Origin of the sequence: Deinococcus sp. Leaf326 (assembly GCF_001424185.1) — a bacterium.
Taxonomy (GTDB): Bacteria; Deinococcota; Deinococci; order Deinococcales; family Deinococcaceae; genus Deinococcus.
In genome coordinates this window covers 403,724-418,813 of sequence record NZ_LMOM01000001.1, presented here as the reverse complement: position 1 = coordinate 418,813, position 15,090 = coordinate 403,724, and the positions used below count along the sequence as shown (strand labels likewise).

17 protein-coding genes are annotated in these 15,090 nt (G+C 70.4%); 10 read left to right on the top strand and 7 right to left on the bottom strand.

Going from position 1 to position 15,090, the window contains the following annotated elements:
- Positions 1–87: 87 nt before the first annotated feature.
- The 7 genes from ASF71_RS02100 to ASF71_RS02070 all read left to right on the top strand — a co-directional run bounded on the left by ASF71_RS02100 (position 88) and on the right by ASF71_RS02070 (position 4,618).
- Positions 88–372: a DUF1905 domain-containing protein gene (locus tag ASF71_RS02100; RefSeq protein ID WP_056294076.1), complete on the top strand. Its 285-nt coding sequence runs from the start codon at positions 88–90 to the stop codon at positions 370–372.
- A gap of 220 nt (positions 373–592) precedes the next feature.
- Positions 593–1,573, top strand: coding sequence for a hypothetical protein (locus ASF71_RS02095; protein WP_056294073.1), 981 nt, complete (start codon positions 593–595; stop codon positions 1,571–1,573).
- 47 nt (positions 1,574–1,620) lie between these two features.
- Positions 1,621–2,166 (top strand): GNAT family N-acetyltransferase, encoded by a 546-nt coding sequence (locus tag ASF71_RS02090; RefSeq protein WP_056294071.1) that lies wholly within the window; start codon positions 1,621–1,623, stop codon positions 2,164–2,166.
- A gap of 189 nt (positions 2,167–2,355) precedes the next feature.
- Positions 2,356–3,420, top strand: a complete 1,065-nt coding sequence (locus ASF71_RS02085; protein ID WP_056294069.1) for a GDSL-type esterase/lipase family protein — start codon at positions 2,356–2,358, stop codon at positions 3,418–3,420.
- 78 nt (positions 3,421–3,498) lie between these two features.
- Positions 3,499–4,008 carry a DUF1999 domain-containing protein gene (locus ASF71_RS02080; RefSeq protein ID WP_056294066.1) on the top strand — a complete coding sequence of 170 codons (510 nt, stop codon included), beginning with the start codon at positions 3,499–3,501 and terminating at the stop codon, positions 4,006–4,008.
- Between the two features lie 52 nt (positions 4,009–4,060).
- Positions 4,061–4,288, top strand: coding sequence for a cation transporter (locus tag ASF71_RS02075; RefSeq protein ID WP_056294065.1), 228 nt, complete (start codon positions 4,061–4,063; stop codon positions 4,286–4,288).
- The gene (locus tag ASF71_RS02070; RefSeq protein ID WP_056294062.1) at positions 4,289–4,618 is read left to right on the top strand and encodes a DUF503 domain-containing protein; all 330 of its coding nucleotides are present in this window, start codon (positions 4,289–4,291) and stop codon (positions 4,616–4,618) included.
- A gap of 67 nt (positions 4,619–4,685) precedes the next feature.
- Here the strand turns inward: ASF71_RS02070 and lepB are convergent, their stop codons facing one another.
- Positions 4,686–5,465 carry a signal peptidase I gene (gene lepB, locus ASF71_RS02065; protein WP_056294057.1) on the bottom strand — a complete coding sequence of 260 codons (780 nt, stop codon included), beginning with the start codon at positions 5,463–5,465 and terminating at the stop codon, positions 4,686–4,688.
- 167 nt (positions 5,466–5,632) lie between these two features.
- Here lepB and lysS point away from each other — a divergent pair, with 167 nt between their 5' ends.
- The gene (lysS, locus tag ASF71_RS02060) at positions 5,633–6,799 is read left to right on the top strand and encodes a homocitrate synthase (protein ID WP_056294054.1); all 1,167 of its coding nucleotides are present in this window, start codon (positions 5,633–5,635) and stop codon (positions 6,797–6,799) included.
- Between the two features lie 67 nt (positions 6,800–6,866).
- Here lysS and ASF71_RS02055 read toward each other — a convergent pair whose 3' ends face one another.
- From ASF71_RS02055 to ASF71_RS02045, 3 genes are all read right to left on the bottom strand, one after another.
- Positions 6,867–7,913, bottom strand: a complete 1,047-nt coding sequence (locus ASF71_RS02055; RefSeq protein WP_056294048.1) for an aldo/keto reductase — start codon at positions 7,911–7,913, stop codon at positions 6,867–6,869.
- A gap of 127 nt (positions 7,914–8,040) precedes the next feature.
- Entirely contained in the window at positions 8,041–9,597 is a 1,557-nt protein-coding gene (gene bshC, locus ASF71_RS02050) for a bacillithiol biosynthesis cysteine-adding enzyme BshC (protein ID WP_056294043.1), read from the bottom strand.
- Between the two features lie 111 nt (positions 9,598–9,708).
- Positions 9,709–10,383: a Crp/Fnr family transcriptional regulator gene (locus ASF71_RS02045; protein ID WP_056294040.1), complete on the bottom strand. Its 675-nt coding sequence runs from the start codon at positions 10,381–10,383 to the stop codon at positions 9,709–9,711.
- A gap of 90 nt (positions 10,384–10,473) precedes the next feature.
- Here ASF71_RS02045 and ASF71_RS02040 point away from each other — a divergent pair, with 90 nt between their 5' ends.
- On the top strand, positions 10,474–11,220 hold the full coding sequence (locus ASF71_RS02040) for a WecB/TagA/CpsF family glycosyltransferase (protein WP_056294037.1): 747 nt from the start codon (positions 10,474–10,476) through the stop codon (positions 11,218–11,220).
- Positions 11,221–11,266: 46 nt separating this feature from the next.
- Here ASF71_RS02040 and ASF71_RS02035 read toward each other — a convergent pair whose 3' ends face one another.
- On the bottom strand, positions 11,267–12,556 hold the full coding sequence (locus ASF71_RS02035) for an aspartate aminotransferase family protein (RefSeq protein WP_056294035.1): 1,290 nt from the start codon (positions 12,554–12,556) through the stop codon (positions 11,267–11,269).
- A gap of 31 nt (positions 12,557–12,587) precedes the next feature.
- Positions 12,588–13,088 (bottom strand): DinB family protein, encoded by a 501-nt coding sequence (locus ASF71_RS02030; RefSeq protein WP_056294032.1) that lies wholly within the window; start codon positions 13,086–13,088, stop codon positions 12,588–12,590.
- 52 nt (positions 13,089–13,140) lie between these two features.
- On the opposite strand from ASF71_RS02030, the gene ASF71_RS02025 reads away from it, so the two are divergent.
- Entirely contained in the window at positions 13,141–13,473 is a 333-nt protein-coding gene (locus tag ASF71_RS02025; protein ID WP_056294029.1) for a DUF4180 domain-containing protein, read from the top strand.
- A gap of 12 nt (positions 13,474–13,485) precedes the next feature.
- Here the strand turns inward: ASF71_RS02025 and ASF71_RS02020 are convergent, their stop codons facing one another.
- On the bottom strand, positions 13,486–15,045 hold the full coding sequence (locus ASF71_RS02020; protein ID WP_056294026.1) for an L-glutamate gamma-semialdehyde dehydrogenase: 1,560 nt from the start codon (positions 15,043–15,045) through the stop codon (positions 13,486–13,488).
- Between the last annotated feature and the right edge of the window lie 45 nt (positions 15,046–15,090).

Here is a 15,090-nt window from a genome sequence, read left to right as displayed (position 1 = left end):
CGGCAAAAACAATTCGGGCCGGGCACTCCCTCGTGGTGTGCCCGGCCCTTCTGTCATGTGCTTTCCGCCTCTCCTACACTTTCTCCCATGCAGCTGAACTTCAGTGGCCCCCTGACCGAGTGGCGCGGTCCGGCGCCCTACTATTTCGTGGCGGTGCCGCCCGAGTCGGCCGCGCAGATCAGGGAGGCGGCCCGGCTGCTGAGCTACGGCTGGGGCGCCGTGCCGGTGCGGGTGCAGGTGGGCGAAACGATCTGGACAACCTCGCTCTTTCCCCGCCAGGGAACGTACCTCGTGCCGGTCCGGGACGCCGTGCGCCGCGCCGAGGGGCTGGAGATAGGCGCCGAGGTGACGCTGACCCTGGGTCTGGGGTAGGACTGGCTACCAGCACGGCCACCTGTTCGTCTGGCGCAGGGACGTGGGCAATGCTGTCAGGCCGCCCCTCCAGCGCTGTGACCCCGAACTCGGCGCGGTCCACTCTCCGCCGCTGTGGGCTGAGCGGCCGGTCGCCGTGGCGTACTTTGCAACCTCCACCGCGTTCTGGGCGTATACCTTGGCGTATGCAACCCCGCTTTCTCCCCGCACTGCCCCGATCATGATCAGTCTCCTGGCCGTCTTCGCCCTGGTCTTCTACGGGCGCGTGATCTTTTCTCCGCTGGGGCGCGATCCCCGGCCGCTGGCCCTGGCCGCGGTCCTGATTCTCGTAACTGCCTTTCTGGGAGCCGACTGGGTCGTGCACCCGGCGGCGGGTATGCTGCTGGGCTTCTTCGGCTCGGAGGCGTTCGGGCGCAGCTGGGTCCGGCACTGGCCGTCGCTGCTCACGGGGCTCGTCGCCGGACTGGCGTTCATGGTGACCGGAGCGTCCTGGCTGGTGTTTCCGCTTCTTGTCATGGCGGCGGTCTGGTTCTTCACGTCCGTGCTGCCCTCTCTCTTCAAGAATGGGCCCGCCGCTGTACCCGGCGTGCTGGGCGGCGGCTTCGCGGGCCGCGCCGCTCTGCCCGGCGAGACCGGCGCCGAGGCGATGCCGCGCCTGGGCGAGGAGGAGCGTGAACTCGTGGAGGCCGGGGGCCGCAGCCGCCGCCGGGAACGCCGGGAGGAGCGCCGCGAAGCCCGCCGCGAGCGTCACCGCCAGGCCGAGGAACCGGCCGCCCCGCCGCCCGCCCCGGCCGCGTCGCCGGACCTCCTGACCGGCTACCTGCATGACCAACGGCTGCCCGGCGAGGCCCGCGCGCAGCTCGCGGCGCTGAATCTGCGGACCCGTGAGGCGCTGACCTACCTTCAGGGCCTGGGGCAGCAGGGCAGCGAGGCCGCCTATCTCGCGCGGGCGGTACGCGAGGAATACGCCCCCAGCGCCGTGCAGGCCTACCTGCGGCTGCCCCCCACCCTGGCGGCCAGCGAGCCCCTTCAGGACGGCAAGACCGGGCGCGACCTGCTGCGTGAACAGCTTGACCTGCTGCTCGACGCCACGCAGGACATCCTGGGCCGGGCGCTGCGGGCTGGGGGCGACGACCTCCTGACCCACCAGCGTTTTCTGGAGGAGAAGTTCGGGAAGGGGGAGAGCGACCTCAAGCTCTGAGGGCCGGCCCGGCGCCCGGCGAGCCCTGATGCTCTACCTTGCGCCTCATGCCTCAAGTGCGCCCTGCCCGCCGCGACGACGTGCCCGCCCTCCTGGAGATCTACAACGGCGCCGTCCTGCACACCACCGCCAGCTACGACCTCGAACCCGTGACGTTCGAGTCGCGTCTGGAGTGGTTCGACCAGAAGGAAGCGGGAGGCTGGCCGGTCCTCGTCGCCGAGGAGGGCGGCGAGGTCGTGGGCTTCTCCACCTTCGGGCCGTTCCGGGGCAAGGCGGGGTTCGACACCACCGCCGAGCACAGCGTCTACATCCGTGAAGGCGTGCGCGGCGGCGGCCTGGGCACAGCCCTGATGGTCCCCCTGATCGCCGAGGCCCGGAAGATGGGCCTGCATGTGCTGGTCGGCGGCATCGACGCCGAGAATGCCGGCAGCCTGCGCTTTCATGAACGCTTCGGCTTCGTGCCGGTGGCGCATATGCCTCAGGTCGGGCGCAAGTTCGGCCGCTGGCTCGACCTCGTGTTCGTGCAGCTCATTCTGGACGGGGAAGGCGACGCAGGTGAGGCAGCGGCCTACGGGCAGGCCAAGCCCGAGTAGCCCGGGCCGGAGCCGATCAGGGGTGGGGGCGGTACACAGCTCCGGCGCAGACTGTCCTCACCGATCATTCATCCTGACGGATCAGGGACCAGATTCGGGTCAGGCTGGGTGGAGAGTGCAGGATATGCTCGGCCCAGACGGACCGCCGGTACTTTGCGGTCCATTCCCTACCTTCTGGAGGCCTGACCCATGAAACGGACCCTGGCGACCCTTCTTCTGCTTCTTGGCGCCTGCGCGCCCGCCCCGACCCAGGGCAGCCGCCCGGACGCCACACCTTTCACGCGCTATGTGGCGATGGGCGATAGCATCACCGCCGGGTTCCAGTCGGGCGGGCTGACGGCCGAGTCGCAGCGGGCGTCCTATGCGCGCCTGCTGGGCCAGCGGGGTGGCCTCGACATCCCCATGCCGGAGGTGAACGCCCCCGGCTGCCCGCCGCCCGTCGGGGTTCAGGGGACCAAGAACTGCACGCTGCGCACGCCCGGCGTGGTCTCGCCCGTGGTCGCCATACCCGGCGCAAAGGTCGCCGACGTGCTGGAAAGTACCGACACCCAGGTCAGGAACCCGGACCCGCAGCTCTACGACGCCGACCTCTACCGCGTCATCCTGGGAGCGGGGACCACCCAGATCGAGGCCGCGCTGGCCCGCCGGCCCCTGTTCGTGACGCTGTGGATCGGCAACAATGACGTGCTGCTGCCCACACTGCGGGGCGACCCCGGCCAGTCCACCCCGCTGCCCGAGTTCCGGCAGGCCTACGCCACGCTGCTCGACCGCCTGCTCAGCGGCGGCGTCGAACACCTCGTGGTGATGACCATTCCGGATGTGACGCGGGTGCCGGCCCTGATTCCGGTGCGGCTGCTGCGGCTGGCCGGCGTGGTGGACCAGAGCTGCCAGGGCCAGGAAGTGTATTTCGGCAGCGCCGTGATCGCGGGCGCCACCCGCGAGAAGCCCTTGTCGTGTACCTCGCCCAGCGCCCTGACGGCGGCGGAGTATGCCCGGGCCCAGCAGATCGTGAACGGCTACAACGGCGTGATCCGTGAGCTGGCCGCCGCCAACGGGGTACCGGTGTTCGACGTCAATCCGGTCCTCGACACCCTGCCGGGCCGCCCGCTGATCCCGACGGCGTCGGCTCCCTTCGGGCGGTCGTTCAGCCTCGACGGCGTTCACCCCAGTTCCTTCGCGCACCAGCGGTTCGCCCAGCGCCTCGCCGTGTTCTTCAACGAGGAGTTCGGCACCGACCTGAACACGCGGCCCTGAGTCTTCCGGCCCCAGGTGGGGCGGCCTTGACCGGGGGGCGCGGTCGCTCTGGCCCCCGCGACTTGCTAGCCTGCGGCCATGCTGCGTTTCCGTACCCTGACCGAACACGACTACGACGCGCTCGCGGCGCTGGACCTCGCCGCGCAGCGGGCGCTGGACCCCGCCTTCGACACGCTGCCCGAGCGGGAACGCGAGAGCCGCCTGAGCACCAGCCTGCCGGCCCTCAAGTTCTACGAGCGCAGCGAACATTCCTTCCTGGCCGACGACGGCGGCGAAGTGCGCGGCTTCGTCTTCGCGCAGAGCGTGTGGCAGGGCGACCGCCCGCTCGTCTTCGTGCGGACCCTGGCCCTGGCCCCCGGCGCCGCCCCTGAACTGGCCGGGGAAGCGGCGAGCGGGCTGCTGCACGCCGTGGTCAAGAGTGCCTACGACACGGCCGTCTACGAGATCCACCTGCCCCTGACCCCGGAGCTGAACAACGCCGCCCGCGCCGAGGAGGCCCGCGTGGTGGGGCAGTACGGTGTCGTGCACCTGGGCACCCGCGCGCAGACGGCGCCCGGCGAGCGGCTGCGGCCCGAAGAAGGGCCCTGAAAAGCGGCGGGATTCGCTCTGGCACGGTCCCCGCGGGGCCTATACTGCCCCCATGACCACTCCTCCTCCTCCCCGTCCCACCCGTGTCCTGCTCGGCGTGCGCGGCATGAACCGCGAGGCCGGCGAGCGGGTGTCGGCCACGCTGCTGGCCCTGCCCGGCGTGAGCCGCGCCACCCCCGACGACGGCCAGATCGAAGTGCACTACGATCCCTCGCAGCACACGGTCATGGACCTCGTGCGGGCCGTGCGCTCGCAGGGATTCCTGGCCGGGATGCTCTAGGTGGCGCTGGGCTACGTGGGCGTCCTGACCGTACGGGTCGAGATGCCCTGGGTCAGCAACCTCAAGGAGAAGCGCGCCATCGTGCGCCCGGTCGTCGAACGTCTCAAGGTGCGCTTTCCGCTGACGGTGGCCCGCCTCGACGGCCTGGACGCCCACGACTGGGAGGTCATCGGCGTGGCGACCCTGAGCAACGATTACGGCTGGGTCGAGGAGACCCTGCGGATGGCGGCCGACTACATCGCCGCCGAGGGCGAGTACCGCGTTACCGAGGAAAGCGTGGAGATCACCGTGCTGGGTGAAGGCGACGCGCTCGACGACGACGAGGAGTAGGCCAGAAACAGACTCAAAGGAGCGGCGGCCGGGACGTGTTCCCGGCCGCCGCTCCTTTGAGTCTGTTTTACCGGCCGGTGGGCGCCGGCACGGCGCTGAAGCCCTCGGGACGGCTCAGGAGGCGCCAGTTCAGGACGTTGGGGCCACTGAGTTCCGCGACCGTCTCGTTGGCGCAGTCGTACTTGGCGTTGGCCTTGCGCATGATGGGCCACACAACGGCCGCCGCGCGTCCGGCAATGTCGCGCAGTTCTACGGGGCCGAACATACGCGAGTCCTCGCTGCCGTTCTCGGTGCGGTTGTCACCCATCACGAAGTAGTGCCCGGCCGGCACGGTGATTTCCTGGGCGGGTTGCAGCGCGCCCGCCCGGCCCGAGGCGGCATTGTTGGCGAGGTCGCTCTGGGTATCCCAGCAGCCCTGCTCACGCCAGTAGTCGGTCGTCCAGCTCGAATCGAGCCGCGCGCCGTTCACCGTGACCTCGCCGCCCTCGATGCTGATGCGGTCGCCGGGCAGCCCGATGAGGCGCTTGATGAGGAAGGGCCGGTAGTTCCACAGGCCCAGGAAGTTGCGGTTGAGATTGGGAAGGTCGCCTACGGCGCTGCGCGGCGGCTTGAAGATCACGATGTCGCCCCGGCTGAAGTTGCCGACGCCCGCTTTGTGCAGCCAGGTCTCGTATTTGGGCACGAACACCCGCTCGCGGTTGCGCAGGTTGGGCATCATGCTGTTGCCGTCCACACCGACCAGCGTCGCCAGAAACTGGGTGATGACCACCGCGAAGACGATGGGTTCGAGCAGTTCCTTCCACAGCTTCTGAAGAGGGCCGGGGGCCGCTTTGCTAAGTCGCGTCATGCACCGCAGAGCATAGCGGATCGGGGGGGTGACGCCGTGTCCCGGCGGCGGTGCGCGGTGGGGGAGCCGGCCAAACGAGTCTCCTGAGTGGATGGCATTTGAAAGGAATAAACCGGATTTCCTTGACATTCATCAGGTGCTGCGGCACACTGCGGGCCGAGGATGACATGACTGACTCACCTGCACCGCTGCTCCCGGCCCGTTCCTGGGCGATCATCGACTCCACCCTGCGGGAGGGCGAGCAGTTCGCGCGCGGCAACTTCAAGACCGGGGACAAGATCGAGATCGCCCGCGCCCTCGACAATTTCGGGGCCGAGTTCATCGAAGTGACCACCCCGATGGTCAGCGCCCAGACGCAGGCCGACATCCGTAAGCTGACCAGCCTGGGACTGAAGGCCAAGTTCCTGACCCATGTGCGCTGTCACATGGAGGACGTGCAGCGCGCGGTCGATACAGGTGTGGACGGCCTGGACCTGCTGTTCGGCACGAGCAGCTTCCTGCGCGAGTTCTCGCACGGCAAGAGCATCGGTCAGATCGTAGAGACGGCGCAGGGCGTCATCGGCTGGATCAAGGAGAACCGCCCCGACCTCCAGATCCGCTTTTCGGCCGAGGACACGTTCCGTTCCGAGGAAGCCGACCTCATGGCCGTGTACCGCGCCGTGTCCGACATGGGGGTCCACCGCGTGGGTCTGGCCGACACGGTGGGGGTCGCCACGCCCCGGCAGGTCTATACCCTGGTGCGCGAGGTCCGCAAGGTCATCCACGCCGACTGCGGCATCGAGTTCCACGGTCACAACGACACCGGCTGCGCCGTGAGCAATGCTTATGAAGCCATCGAGGCGGGCGCGACCCATATCGACACGACCATCCTGGGGATCGGCGAGCGCAACGGCATCACGCCGCTGGGGGGTTTCCTGGCCAGGATGTTCACCTTCGATCCGCAGGGCCTGATCGACAAGTACGACCTCGAACTGCTGCCCGAGCTCGACCGCATGATCGCCCGCATGGTGGACCTGCCGATTCCCTGGAACAACTACCTCACCGGCGAATTCGCCTACAACCACAAGGCCGGGATGCACCTCAAGGCCATCTACCTCAACCCTGGCGCCTACGAGGCCATTCCGCCCGGCGTGTTCGGCGTGGGCCGGCGCATCCAGGCGGGCAGCAAGGTGACGGGCAAGCACGCTATCGCCTACAAGGCCCGCGAACTGGGGCTGCACTACGGCGAGGACGCCCTGCGCCGCGTCACCGACCACATCAAGGCGCTAGGAGAACAGGGCGACCTCGACGACGCGCACCTCGAACAGGTGCTGCGCGAGTGGGTCAGCGCTTAAACGGGCGATAAGGAACACCGAAAGTGGGGGCGTAGGCCTCCGCTTTGCGCTGTGGTTCTGCCTACACCTACGCGCCGGTCTGCTGCTCGTCCCAGTTCCGGACTCCGGCCCCGCCGAAGATGGCCCGGCGGATCTGCAGGGTCAGCAGGCTGGGGGGCAGGGCGCCCGCCTTGTCGAGCGCGCTGAGCTGCTCACTGCTCAGGGGGAGGTCCAGCGCGGCGAGGTGGTCCCCGAGCTGTTCCGGGCGGCTGGCCCCCACGATGGGTGCGGTCACGCCGGGCCGCCCCGCGAGCCACGCCAGCGCGACCTGCGCGGGCGGGCGGCCTACCTCGGCGGCGACCGCCCGCAGCGTGTCCAGCACCGCCCAGTTGGCGTCGGTGAACTTGCTGTCGCCGAAGGGATTGGGGCCGCTCAGCCGGCCCTCACTGCGCGCCTCGCGCGTGTATTTGCCGGTCAGGAACCCGGCAGCCAGGGGGCTCCAGGGCGTGATGCCCAGCCCGAACTGCCGTGCGGCGCCCACGTGCTCGCGCTCCAGGCCGCGTTCGACCAGGGAATATTCGAGTTGCAGGGCCACCGGTCCCGGCACGCCGTGGACCTGCGCGAGGGTAGCGGCCTGTGCGGCGTACCACGCGGGCACGTTCGAGAACCCGAAATACCGGATGTCCCCCGCGCGTACGAGGTCGCCCAGGGTCTGAAGAACCTCCTCGACCGGCGTGACCATGTCCCAGTGGTGCAGCCAGTACAGGTCGACGAACTCGGTGCCCAGGCGGCGCAGCGAGCCCTCCAGCGCCCGGCGGATGTTCTTGCGGCTGTTGCCGCCCGTGGTGGGCACGCCCGGTACGGCATTCCAGGTGAATTTGGTGGCGACCACCACCTCGTCGCGCAGGCCACGCTCGGCGATCAGGCGGCCCAGCGCCTCCTCGCTGCGGCCCTTGGCATAGGTATCGGCCGTGTCGAAGAAGTTGCCGCCTGCGTCCACATACGCGCCGAACATGGCCCGCGCGCCCTCGTCGGAGGCCCCCCAGCGCGGCGCGCCGAAGGTCATGGTGCCCAGACACAGGGGGCTGACGATCAGGCCCGAGCGGCCCAGCGTGCGGAAATCGGTGAGGGACATGGGGCCTTATAGCGTCTGCTGCCCTCCCCGCGCCGTCTGCTTTATGACGGAGGGGGAGCCGGACTGGCAGCGGCCGTGTCCAGCCCGTACCAGGAGCTGAATACGGCCGCCTGCCGAACGACGGGGGTCAGGGAATCTCGACGCTGCCCGACCAGTCCGGTTGCAGACTCAGCAGCAGCCGCAGCGGCGTCTCGCCGTGCTTGAGCAGATAGGTGAGGAAATTCATCTCGCGCTCCTGGGGCACACCGTTCGGCAGCAGATGCTTCTGCAGGCGGGTGAGCTGGCCGCTGCGGTCGTTCTCGGCGCGTGCCAGGGCGGCAGCGGCGAGACGCTGAAGGTGCGCGGCGCTGCCCACGGTGCGGCTGCGGGTGCGCTCGGCGGCGCCGACCAGGGTGGGGTCCAGGGCGGCAATCTCGTCAGCCAGAGCGTCCAGTTCGCGCGTCAGGGTGTCCAGGCGCCCGGCGCTCAGGGCGGCGGCGCCGCGCTCACGGGCCAGGGCGCGGCCCAGCACTCCCGCCGCGTCGGCCTGCACCTCGGCCGCGCTGGCCCCGAGGCGGGCGAGCAGCCGCGTCACATTCGGCTCCAGCCACGTCACGCTCAGGCGCGGCCACAGCAGCGGCTGCCTCAACCCGTGCAACTCGTAGACCTCGCGCAGCTGCGCGCCGTAGGCGATCTCGCCGGGGCCGACCACGAAGGCCAGAGTGGGCAACAGCGCGTCCTGTACCGCCGGGCGCAGGCCCGCCGCCGGCGTCAGTCTGGTGGGGTCGGTGTCCAGCAGCGCGGCCAATTCCCCATGGGTATAGGCGCGCGTCTCGCTGCGGAAGGTGCGGCCCTCGGCGCGCAGCAGCCGGCGCTGGCCATCCTCCTCCTCAACAAAGAGGTTGGTGGCCCCGGCCGGGCGGCGCAGCTGCGGCGTGAACCCCTGGGCGAGCAGGCGCTCGGCGGCGTCCTCGATGCGGGCCGACGACGCCAGCGGGTCGGCCAGTTCGCGCGCCAGGGCCGGAGCCATCAGCCGCGCGAGAGCGGGGTGCAGTGGATCGAGGACGAGCAGGCCCGCACCGCCCAGCAGCCCGTGGATCAGCCGGGCGAACACGTCGGCATAACTGCCGCCTGCCGCCGTGGCCCGCCCGAAGCGTGCGCGCACGTCGGCGACGTGCTCGGCCGGGGCGTCGAAGGCGTCCAGCAGCGCGTGAACCTGCGCCGTCCACTCGGGACGCCAGGGCACGCGGCCGACCGGTACGCCCGGCGGCACATTGAGGGTGAGGCGGTGCAGCGTCTCCGAGAAGTCGAGCAGGGTGGTGCTGGCGACCTCGTCGGCGTCGTGGTCCTGGCTGGCGACCCAGTAGACGGCCACCACCGGGGCCTCCTCGGTATCCAGCGACTGCGCCAGCAGGGCGGCGCCCGCGCCCTTGTGAACGCTGTAGGCCGGGCCGGTCAGGGCACCCGCCTGCTGCCCGGTCACGACCACGCGCGACTGCGGGCGTGCGAGCCGCTCCAGCGCGGCCTCCGCGGCGCGGTCCAGGGTGCCCAGGTCGCGGTGATAGGCGCGCAGCGCCCGCGCGAGCGCGGCCCGGTCCACCTCCGGCCGCGTCTCCTGCCGGGCCGTCTCCAGGTCTCCGGCCGCCAACCGGAGAAAGTCGCCCACGCCGCCCCGCCGATATTCCACCCCAATGTTCCGCGCCATCTGTTCTCCCCGTCCGTGCCCGTCTGTGCCGGGCGCGGCGGGCCGTACCTTAGCGTATGTCCAGCCGTGCCGGGCGTGCCCCCATTCACCCTTTGCCGACGCTTCTTAGCCTTAGCGCATCGGCTCGCGCGCGGCGCGTTCGAGTCCCGCGCGGTCGGTCAGGATGATGCGGCGGTAGCCCAGGTCCAGCAGGCCCCGCGTGCGGAAATCGCCCAGCAGCTTGGTGATGGTCTCGCGGGTGCTGCCCACCACGTGCGCAAGGTCCTGGTGCGACACGCGGTCGCGCAGGGCCAGGGTGCCGGTGCCGCTCCACTCACCCTCGCGCTCGGCGAGCCCCAGCAGAGCCAGGGCCAGGCGCTGCGAGACTTCCAGGAACACCAGCCCCGAGAGCCGCTCCTGCACGCCGCGCGTCTGGCGGGTCATCTGCTCGGTCAGGGCCACTCCCAGGGCCGGGGCGGTGCGGGTCGCGCGGCTCAGCGCCTCCTGACCCAGCAGGAGGGCCTCGGTGTCGTCCATCGCCTCGGCGTACATGCCGTAGTGCCCGCCCGGCACGAGTGCCGAGACGCCCAGCAGGTCTCCGGGACCGTGCACGTCGAGGGTCACCTCACGTGCGTTGGCCCCCAGGCGGTAGAGCCGCGCCGAGCCGCGCAGGATCAGAAAGAGGGTCTCGGCCCGGTCCTCGGGATGAAACAGCAGCTCGCCCCGCGTCCAGCGTCCGGCCCGGCCCGACGACGACAGGTGCGACTGGGCGTCCGCAGGCAAAGCACCAAATGCACCCGGCAACATGCCCAGCAGTATGCCCTACGCGGCGTGCCGGGAGCGGCGCACCCCCGGCGCGCCGGGGATTTCGGCCCCACGCGGTATAGTCGCCCCAGCATGACCGCTTCTTCCTCCCCGGCGCGGCTCTCCCTGTTCGGCCTGCCTCTCGACGTGCTCACGTTGCCGCAGACCCTCGACCGCCTGGGCGAGTGGATGTTCGCGCCGGTGCGCGCGCCGCACACGGTCGTCACGCTGAACCCCGAGTTCATCGTGCAGTCGCGCACCCAGCCCGACTTCGTGCGGGCGATGCAGGAGGCCGACCTCGTCACGGCCGACGGCGTGGGCATCGTGTACGCCGCCCGGCAGCTCGCGTTGGTGGACGTGCCGCGCGCGCCGGGCTTCGACATCGTCAAGGGCCTGATGGAGCGCCACGGGGCCGAGCTGCGGGTCTTTTTCCTCGGGGCCAAGCCGGGCGTGGCCGAGCAGGCCGCCCAGAACGCCGTGCGCGACTATGGCATTCAGGTGGCGGGCGTCCACCACGGCTATTTCGGCCCCGAGGAAGACCAGCGCGTCGCGGAACTCGTCGGGGCGAGCGGTGCCCACCTGCTGCTGACCGCGATGGGTGCGGGCCGTCAAGAGATCTTCAACCAGTACTGGCGCCAGATTCTCAATACGCCGGTCGCCATCGGCTGCGGCGGCGTGATCGACGTGCTGGCCGGCACCGCGCAGCTCGCTCCCGACTGGACCCGGAAGCTCGGGGTCGAGTGGGTCTGGCGGGTGGCCGGCGACCCTAAACGCTGGAACCGCGCGCCCCGCCTCGCCCAGTTCGTGGGGATGGTGCAGGCGGAGAAGCGCCGGCGCTGAGCTGGTGGTCGGCTCCTCCGGCGGAGAAGGGGAGGCCCGGGGGCGTCTAGAGCGCCTCGCCGAGCGCCGCGTCCAGAATCTCCAGCATCTGCGACACCTCATCGGCCGAGATGCTCAGCGGCGGCCCCAGCAGCAGGTGGTCGCCGCGCGTGCCGTCCACCGCGCCGCTGCCGGGGTAAGTGAGCAGGCCGCGTTCCTTCGCGACGCGGGCCACGCGCTCGGCCACGCCGGGGGCCGGATACGCCGTGCCGGTCGCCGGGTCGCCCAGGACTAGTGCCAGCAGCAGGCCGTGGCCGCGCGCCTCCAGCACCTGGGGGTGGCGGGCCTGTAGGTCTCGCAGCCCCGCGAGGAGTTGTGCGCCCCGCTCCCGCGCCGCCGCGACCAGTTCCTCGCGTTCCAGGATGTCCAGCACCACGCGACCCGCCGCCACACTGACCGGGTGGCCCGCGTAGGTGAAGCCGTGCTTGAAGGCCCCCGAACCGTTCATGACCGCGCCGTAGACCTCGGCGCTCGCCATGACACCGGCCAGCGGGGCGTAGCCGGCGGCCAGCCCCTTGCCCAGCACCACGAGGTCGGGAGTCACGGCCCCGCCGAGCTGCACGGCCAGCGGCGCGCCGCAGCGGCCCATGCCGCACATGACCTCGTCGGCGATGAACAGCGCGCCGTACTCGCGGCAGATCTCGGCGGCTCGGGCGTGGTAGCCCGGATTCGGGGCCAGGGCCGCGTCCGAGGCGCCCACCACCGGCTCGCACAGGAAGGCGGCGACCGTCTCCGGCCCAGCCGCCTCCAGCACGGCGCGCAGGCGTTCGGCATCGGCCTCGCCCCGCAGGGCCGGGTCGGGCCGGGCGAGCTTCGGCCAGGCGTCTTCGCGTATCAGCGGCGTGTACAGCTCGCGCCGCGCGCCCATGCCCGAGGCGGCCAGCGCGCCCAGACTGGCGCCGTGGTAGCTCGGTACACGGGTCACGACCTTGTAGCGCTCCGGCTCGCCGCGTTCGACGTGGTATTGCCGCGCGAGCTTGATGGCGCTCTCATTCGCCTCGCTGCCGCCCGACACCGCCCACAGCCGGTGGGTGGGGAGCTCCAGAAAGCGGGCGAGGTGCGCGGCGTAGTCCTCCAGCACGTCGCTGGAAAACTGCGAGCCGTGCGCGAAGGCCAGCCGCCCCGCCTGCTCGGCCATCACTGCTGCCACCTCGGCGCGGCCGTGCCCCACGTTCGCCACCAGCGCGCCCGAACTGCCGTCGAGGAAACGGCGGCCGGCGTCGTCCCACAGGAACACCCCTTCGGCACGTACGGCGACGGGATACGGTTTGGCGGAACGGTAGAAGACGTTGGACATGGGGGCTCCAGAAAGGTCAGGGGAGCGGCGACTACCAGGTGTCGCCGCCGCCGGGGGGGGGCCACGCACCGAGGGCCTGGCGCACCGTCACGACCTGCCCGAAATGGTGGGCGGTGTGCAGGGCGAAGTCGGCCAGCAGTTCGCCGATGGTTTCCTCGTGGTTGACCGGGTTGGCGAGGTCGGGGCGCGCGGCGTGCGTGTCGATGCGGGCCAGCAGTTCGTAGAAGTCGTTGCGGACACGGCCCCAGTCAGCCGCGCCCACCTCGGGCCAGGTGTCGGCGGCGTGTGCGGGGTAGGGCAGCGCCTGCCCCATCTCGATGATGTCGAGCATCCAGCGGTTCCACCAGTTCACGTGCGCGACCAGCCCAGCCACGCTGTGCGGCAGCCCTTCCGGGCGCTGGGCGGCCTGGTCGTCGCTCAGGCCGCTCAGCGCCGCCTCGACCCCCACGAAGGCCTGCCCCCCCCGGAACAGCCGGGGCAGCAGCCGCGCGAAGGCCAGTTGGGACGCCACTTGACGGTCAGGATCGCTCATGAGGGGTAGTTTCGCAGACCCGGGCACCGGGGGGACGTGTAAGGTTCTCTTCATGCGGAATGTGGCGGCGGTCTCGGACCTGAACGTGAGTGTGCGAGCGGCCGGGGACATTCCCGACCTGATCGGGGCGGCGTACGGCCTGGACGGCGTGCTGCTGCGGGAGGCCGATCTCGACCCGGCCTTCTTCGACCTGCGCACGGGGCTGCTGGGCGAGTTGTTCCAGAAATGCGTGAACTACCGTCTGGCCGTGGCCTTCGTCGTCCCCGACCCTGCGGTGCACGGCGAGCGCTTCACTGAACTCGCCCGCGAGCACGCCGCGCACCCCCAGGTCCGGTTCTGCCGGGACGAGGCGGCGGCGTGGGCGTGGCTGAGGGCCGGGGGCTGAGGGGGTCGCCGGCTAGTAGCGCTGGGCCACCGTCTTGGTCTGCACAAACCAGAAGAGGTAGTCCGGCCCGCCGACCTTGGCGTTCGTGCCGCTCATGCCGTAGCCGCCGAAGGCGTGGGTGCCCGACAGTGCCCCGGTGCACTTGCGGTTGAGGTATAGGTTGCCCACGTGCATCCGCCGCCGCGCCTCGCTCAGCTTGTGGGGATCGCGGCTGTAGAAGGCGGCGGTCAGGCCGTAGTCGCTGTCGTTCGCCAGCTCGATGGCGTGTTCCCAGTCGCGCGCTGGGGTAAAGCTCAGCACCGGCCCGAAGATCTCCTCGCGGAAGAGGGGATCATCCGGCGTCACGTCGGCGAAGATGGTCGGCTCGACGAAGGCGCCCTCGCCCCCGCCGCCCTGCACCAGCCGCGCGGTATCGCGGCCACGCGCGATGTACCCCCGGATGCGCTTGGCGCTCGCCGCATGGATGACCGGCCCCAGGGCGGCGTTGTCCTCGGGGAGACCGGCGCGCAGTTCGGCCGTCAGTTCGGTCACGCGGCGCAGCAGCCCGTCGTATACGCTCTGTTCGGCGATCACCCGGCTGCACGCACTGCACTTCTGGCCCGCGTACCCGAAGGCCGACGCCACGATGCCTTGGGCCGCCGCCTCCAGGTCGGCGTCGGCGCAGACCACGGTTGGGTCCTTGCCGCCCATCTCGGCCATCACGCGCTTGAGCCAGCGCTGGCCGGGCTGCACCTTCGCCGCGCGTTCCATGATGCGGCAGCCGATCTCCTTGCTGCCGGTGAAGGCGATCATCCGCACGCCGGGATGGTCCACCAGAGGGTCGCCCAGCACCTCGTCACTGCCGGTCAGGAACTGGATGACGTTCCGGGGAAGCCCCGCCTCGAACAGCAGTTCAATCATCAGCAGGCTGCTCAGCGGTGTCTCGCCTGCCGGTTTCCAGATCACCGTGTTGCCCGCCGCGATGGCCCCCAGGCTCATGCCGAGCGGAATGGCGCTCGGAAAGTTCCAGGGGCTGATGACGGCTACCACGCCCAGGGGCTCGTACACGGTCGTGACGTGCTCGTCGGGCATCGGATAGACCGCCTTGCCCTGCGCCCAGCGCATCGTCTCGCGGGCGAAGACCTCGAAGTGGTCCACCGACTCGGCAACCTCGCCGTCGGCCTCGGCCCAGTTCTTGGCGTTTTCCAACGTCATGACGGCGCAAAATTCCATGCGCCGCGCACGCAACAGCTCGGCCGCCCGCTTGAAGATACTCGCCCGCTGAAAGGGATCGGAAAAGCGCCACGCCTCGAAGGCCGTCTGCGCCTGCGCCACCGCCTGGCCGAGCTGGGCCGGCGTGGCCTGTTGGAAGTGCCACAGGGTTTCGTCCGGCGCGGCCGGATTACGCACCGCGAACGTTCCCTCGCCCTGTACCTGTTCGCCGCCGATCAGGAGGTCGAAGGTGCGCCCGACGTACTGCGCGCGTACTCTGGCAAAGGCCTCGCGCTGCGCCTGCGCCACCTCCGCGCGGGTGAAGTCGAAATACGGTTCGTGCTCGAAGGGCAGGAATCCCGCCATCAGCGTGTCTGACATGTTGCCTCCCTGGATGTGCCGCGAGGCTAACACGCCTGCCGGGAA

Excerpts from the sequence above, each read along its gene's own strand:
- ASF71_RS02100 (WP_056294076.1), top strand. The coding sequence starts at position 88 with ATGCAGCTGAACTTCAGTGGCCCCCTGACCGAGTGGCGCGGTCCGGCG.
- ASF71_RS02095 (WP_056294073.1), top strand. The coding sequence starts at position 593 with ATGATCAGTCTCCTGGCCGTCTTCGCCCTGGTCTTCTACGGGCGCGTG.
- ASF71_RS02090 (WP_056294071.1), top strand. The coding sequence starts at position 1,621 with ATGCCTCAAGTGCGCCCTGCCCGCCGCGACGACGTGCCCGCCCTCCTG.
- ASF71_RS02085 (WP_056294069.1), top strand. The coding sequence starts at position 2,356 with ATGAAACGGACCCTGGCGACCCTTCTTCTGCTTCTTGGCGCCTGCGCG.
- ASF71_RS02080 (WP_056294066.1), top strand. The coding sequence starts at position 3,499 with ATGCTGCGTTTCCGTACCCTGACCGAACACGACTACGACGCGCTCGCG.
- ASF71_RS02075 (WP_056294065.1), top strand. The coding sequence starts at position 4,061 with ATGACCACTCCTCCTCCTCCCCGTCCCACCCGTGTCCTGCTCGGCGTG.
- lepB (WP_056294057.1), bottom strand. The coding sequence starts at position 5,465 with ATGACGCGACTTAGCAAAGCGGCCCCCGGCCCTCTTCAGAAGCTGTGG.
- lysS (WP_056294054.1), top strand. The coding sequence starts at position 5,633 with ATGACTGACTCACCTGCACCGCTGCTCCCGGCCCGTTCCTGGGCGATC.
- ASF71_RS02055 (WP_056294048.1), bottom strand. The coding sequence starts at position 7,913 with ATGTCCCTCACCGATTTCCGCACGCTGGGCCGCTCGGGCCTGATCGTC.
- bshC (WP_056294043.1), bottom strand. The coding sequence starts at position 9,597 with ATGGCGCGGAACATTGGGGTGGAATATCGGCGGGGCGGCGTGGGCGAC.
- ASF71_RS02045 (WP_056294040.1), bottom strand. The coding sequence starts at position 10,383 with ATGTTGCCGGGTGCATTTGGTGCTTTGCCTGCGGACGCCCAGTCGCAC.
- ASF71_RS02040 (WP_056294037.1), top strand. The coding sequence starts at position 10,474 with ATGACCGCTTCTTCCTCCCCGGCGCGGCTCTCCCTGTTCGGCCTGCCT.
- ASF71_RS02035 (WP_056294035.1), bottom strand. The coding sequence starts at position 12,556 with ATGTCCAACGTCTTCTACCGTTCCGCCAAACCGTATCCCGTCGCCGTA.
- ASF71_RS02030 (WP_056294032.1), bottom strand. The coding sequence starts at position 13,088 with ATGAGCGATCCTGACCGTCAAGTGGCGTCCCAACTGGCCTTCGCGCGG.
- ASF71_RS02025 (WP_056294029.1), top strand. The coding sequence starts at position 13,141 with ATGCGGAATGTGGCGGCGGTCTCGGACCTGAACGTGAGTGTGCGAGCG.
- ASF71_RS02020 (WP_056294026.1), bottom strand. The coding sequence starts at position 15,045 with ATGTCAGACACGCTGATGGCGGGATTCCTGCCCTTCGAGCACGAACCG.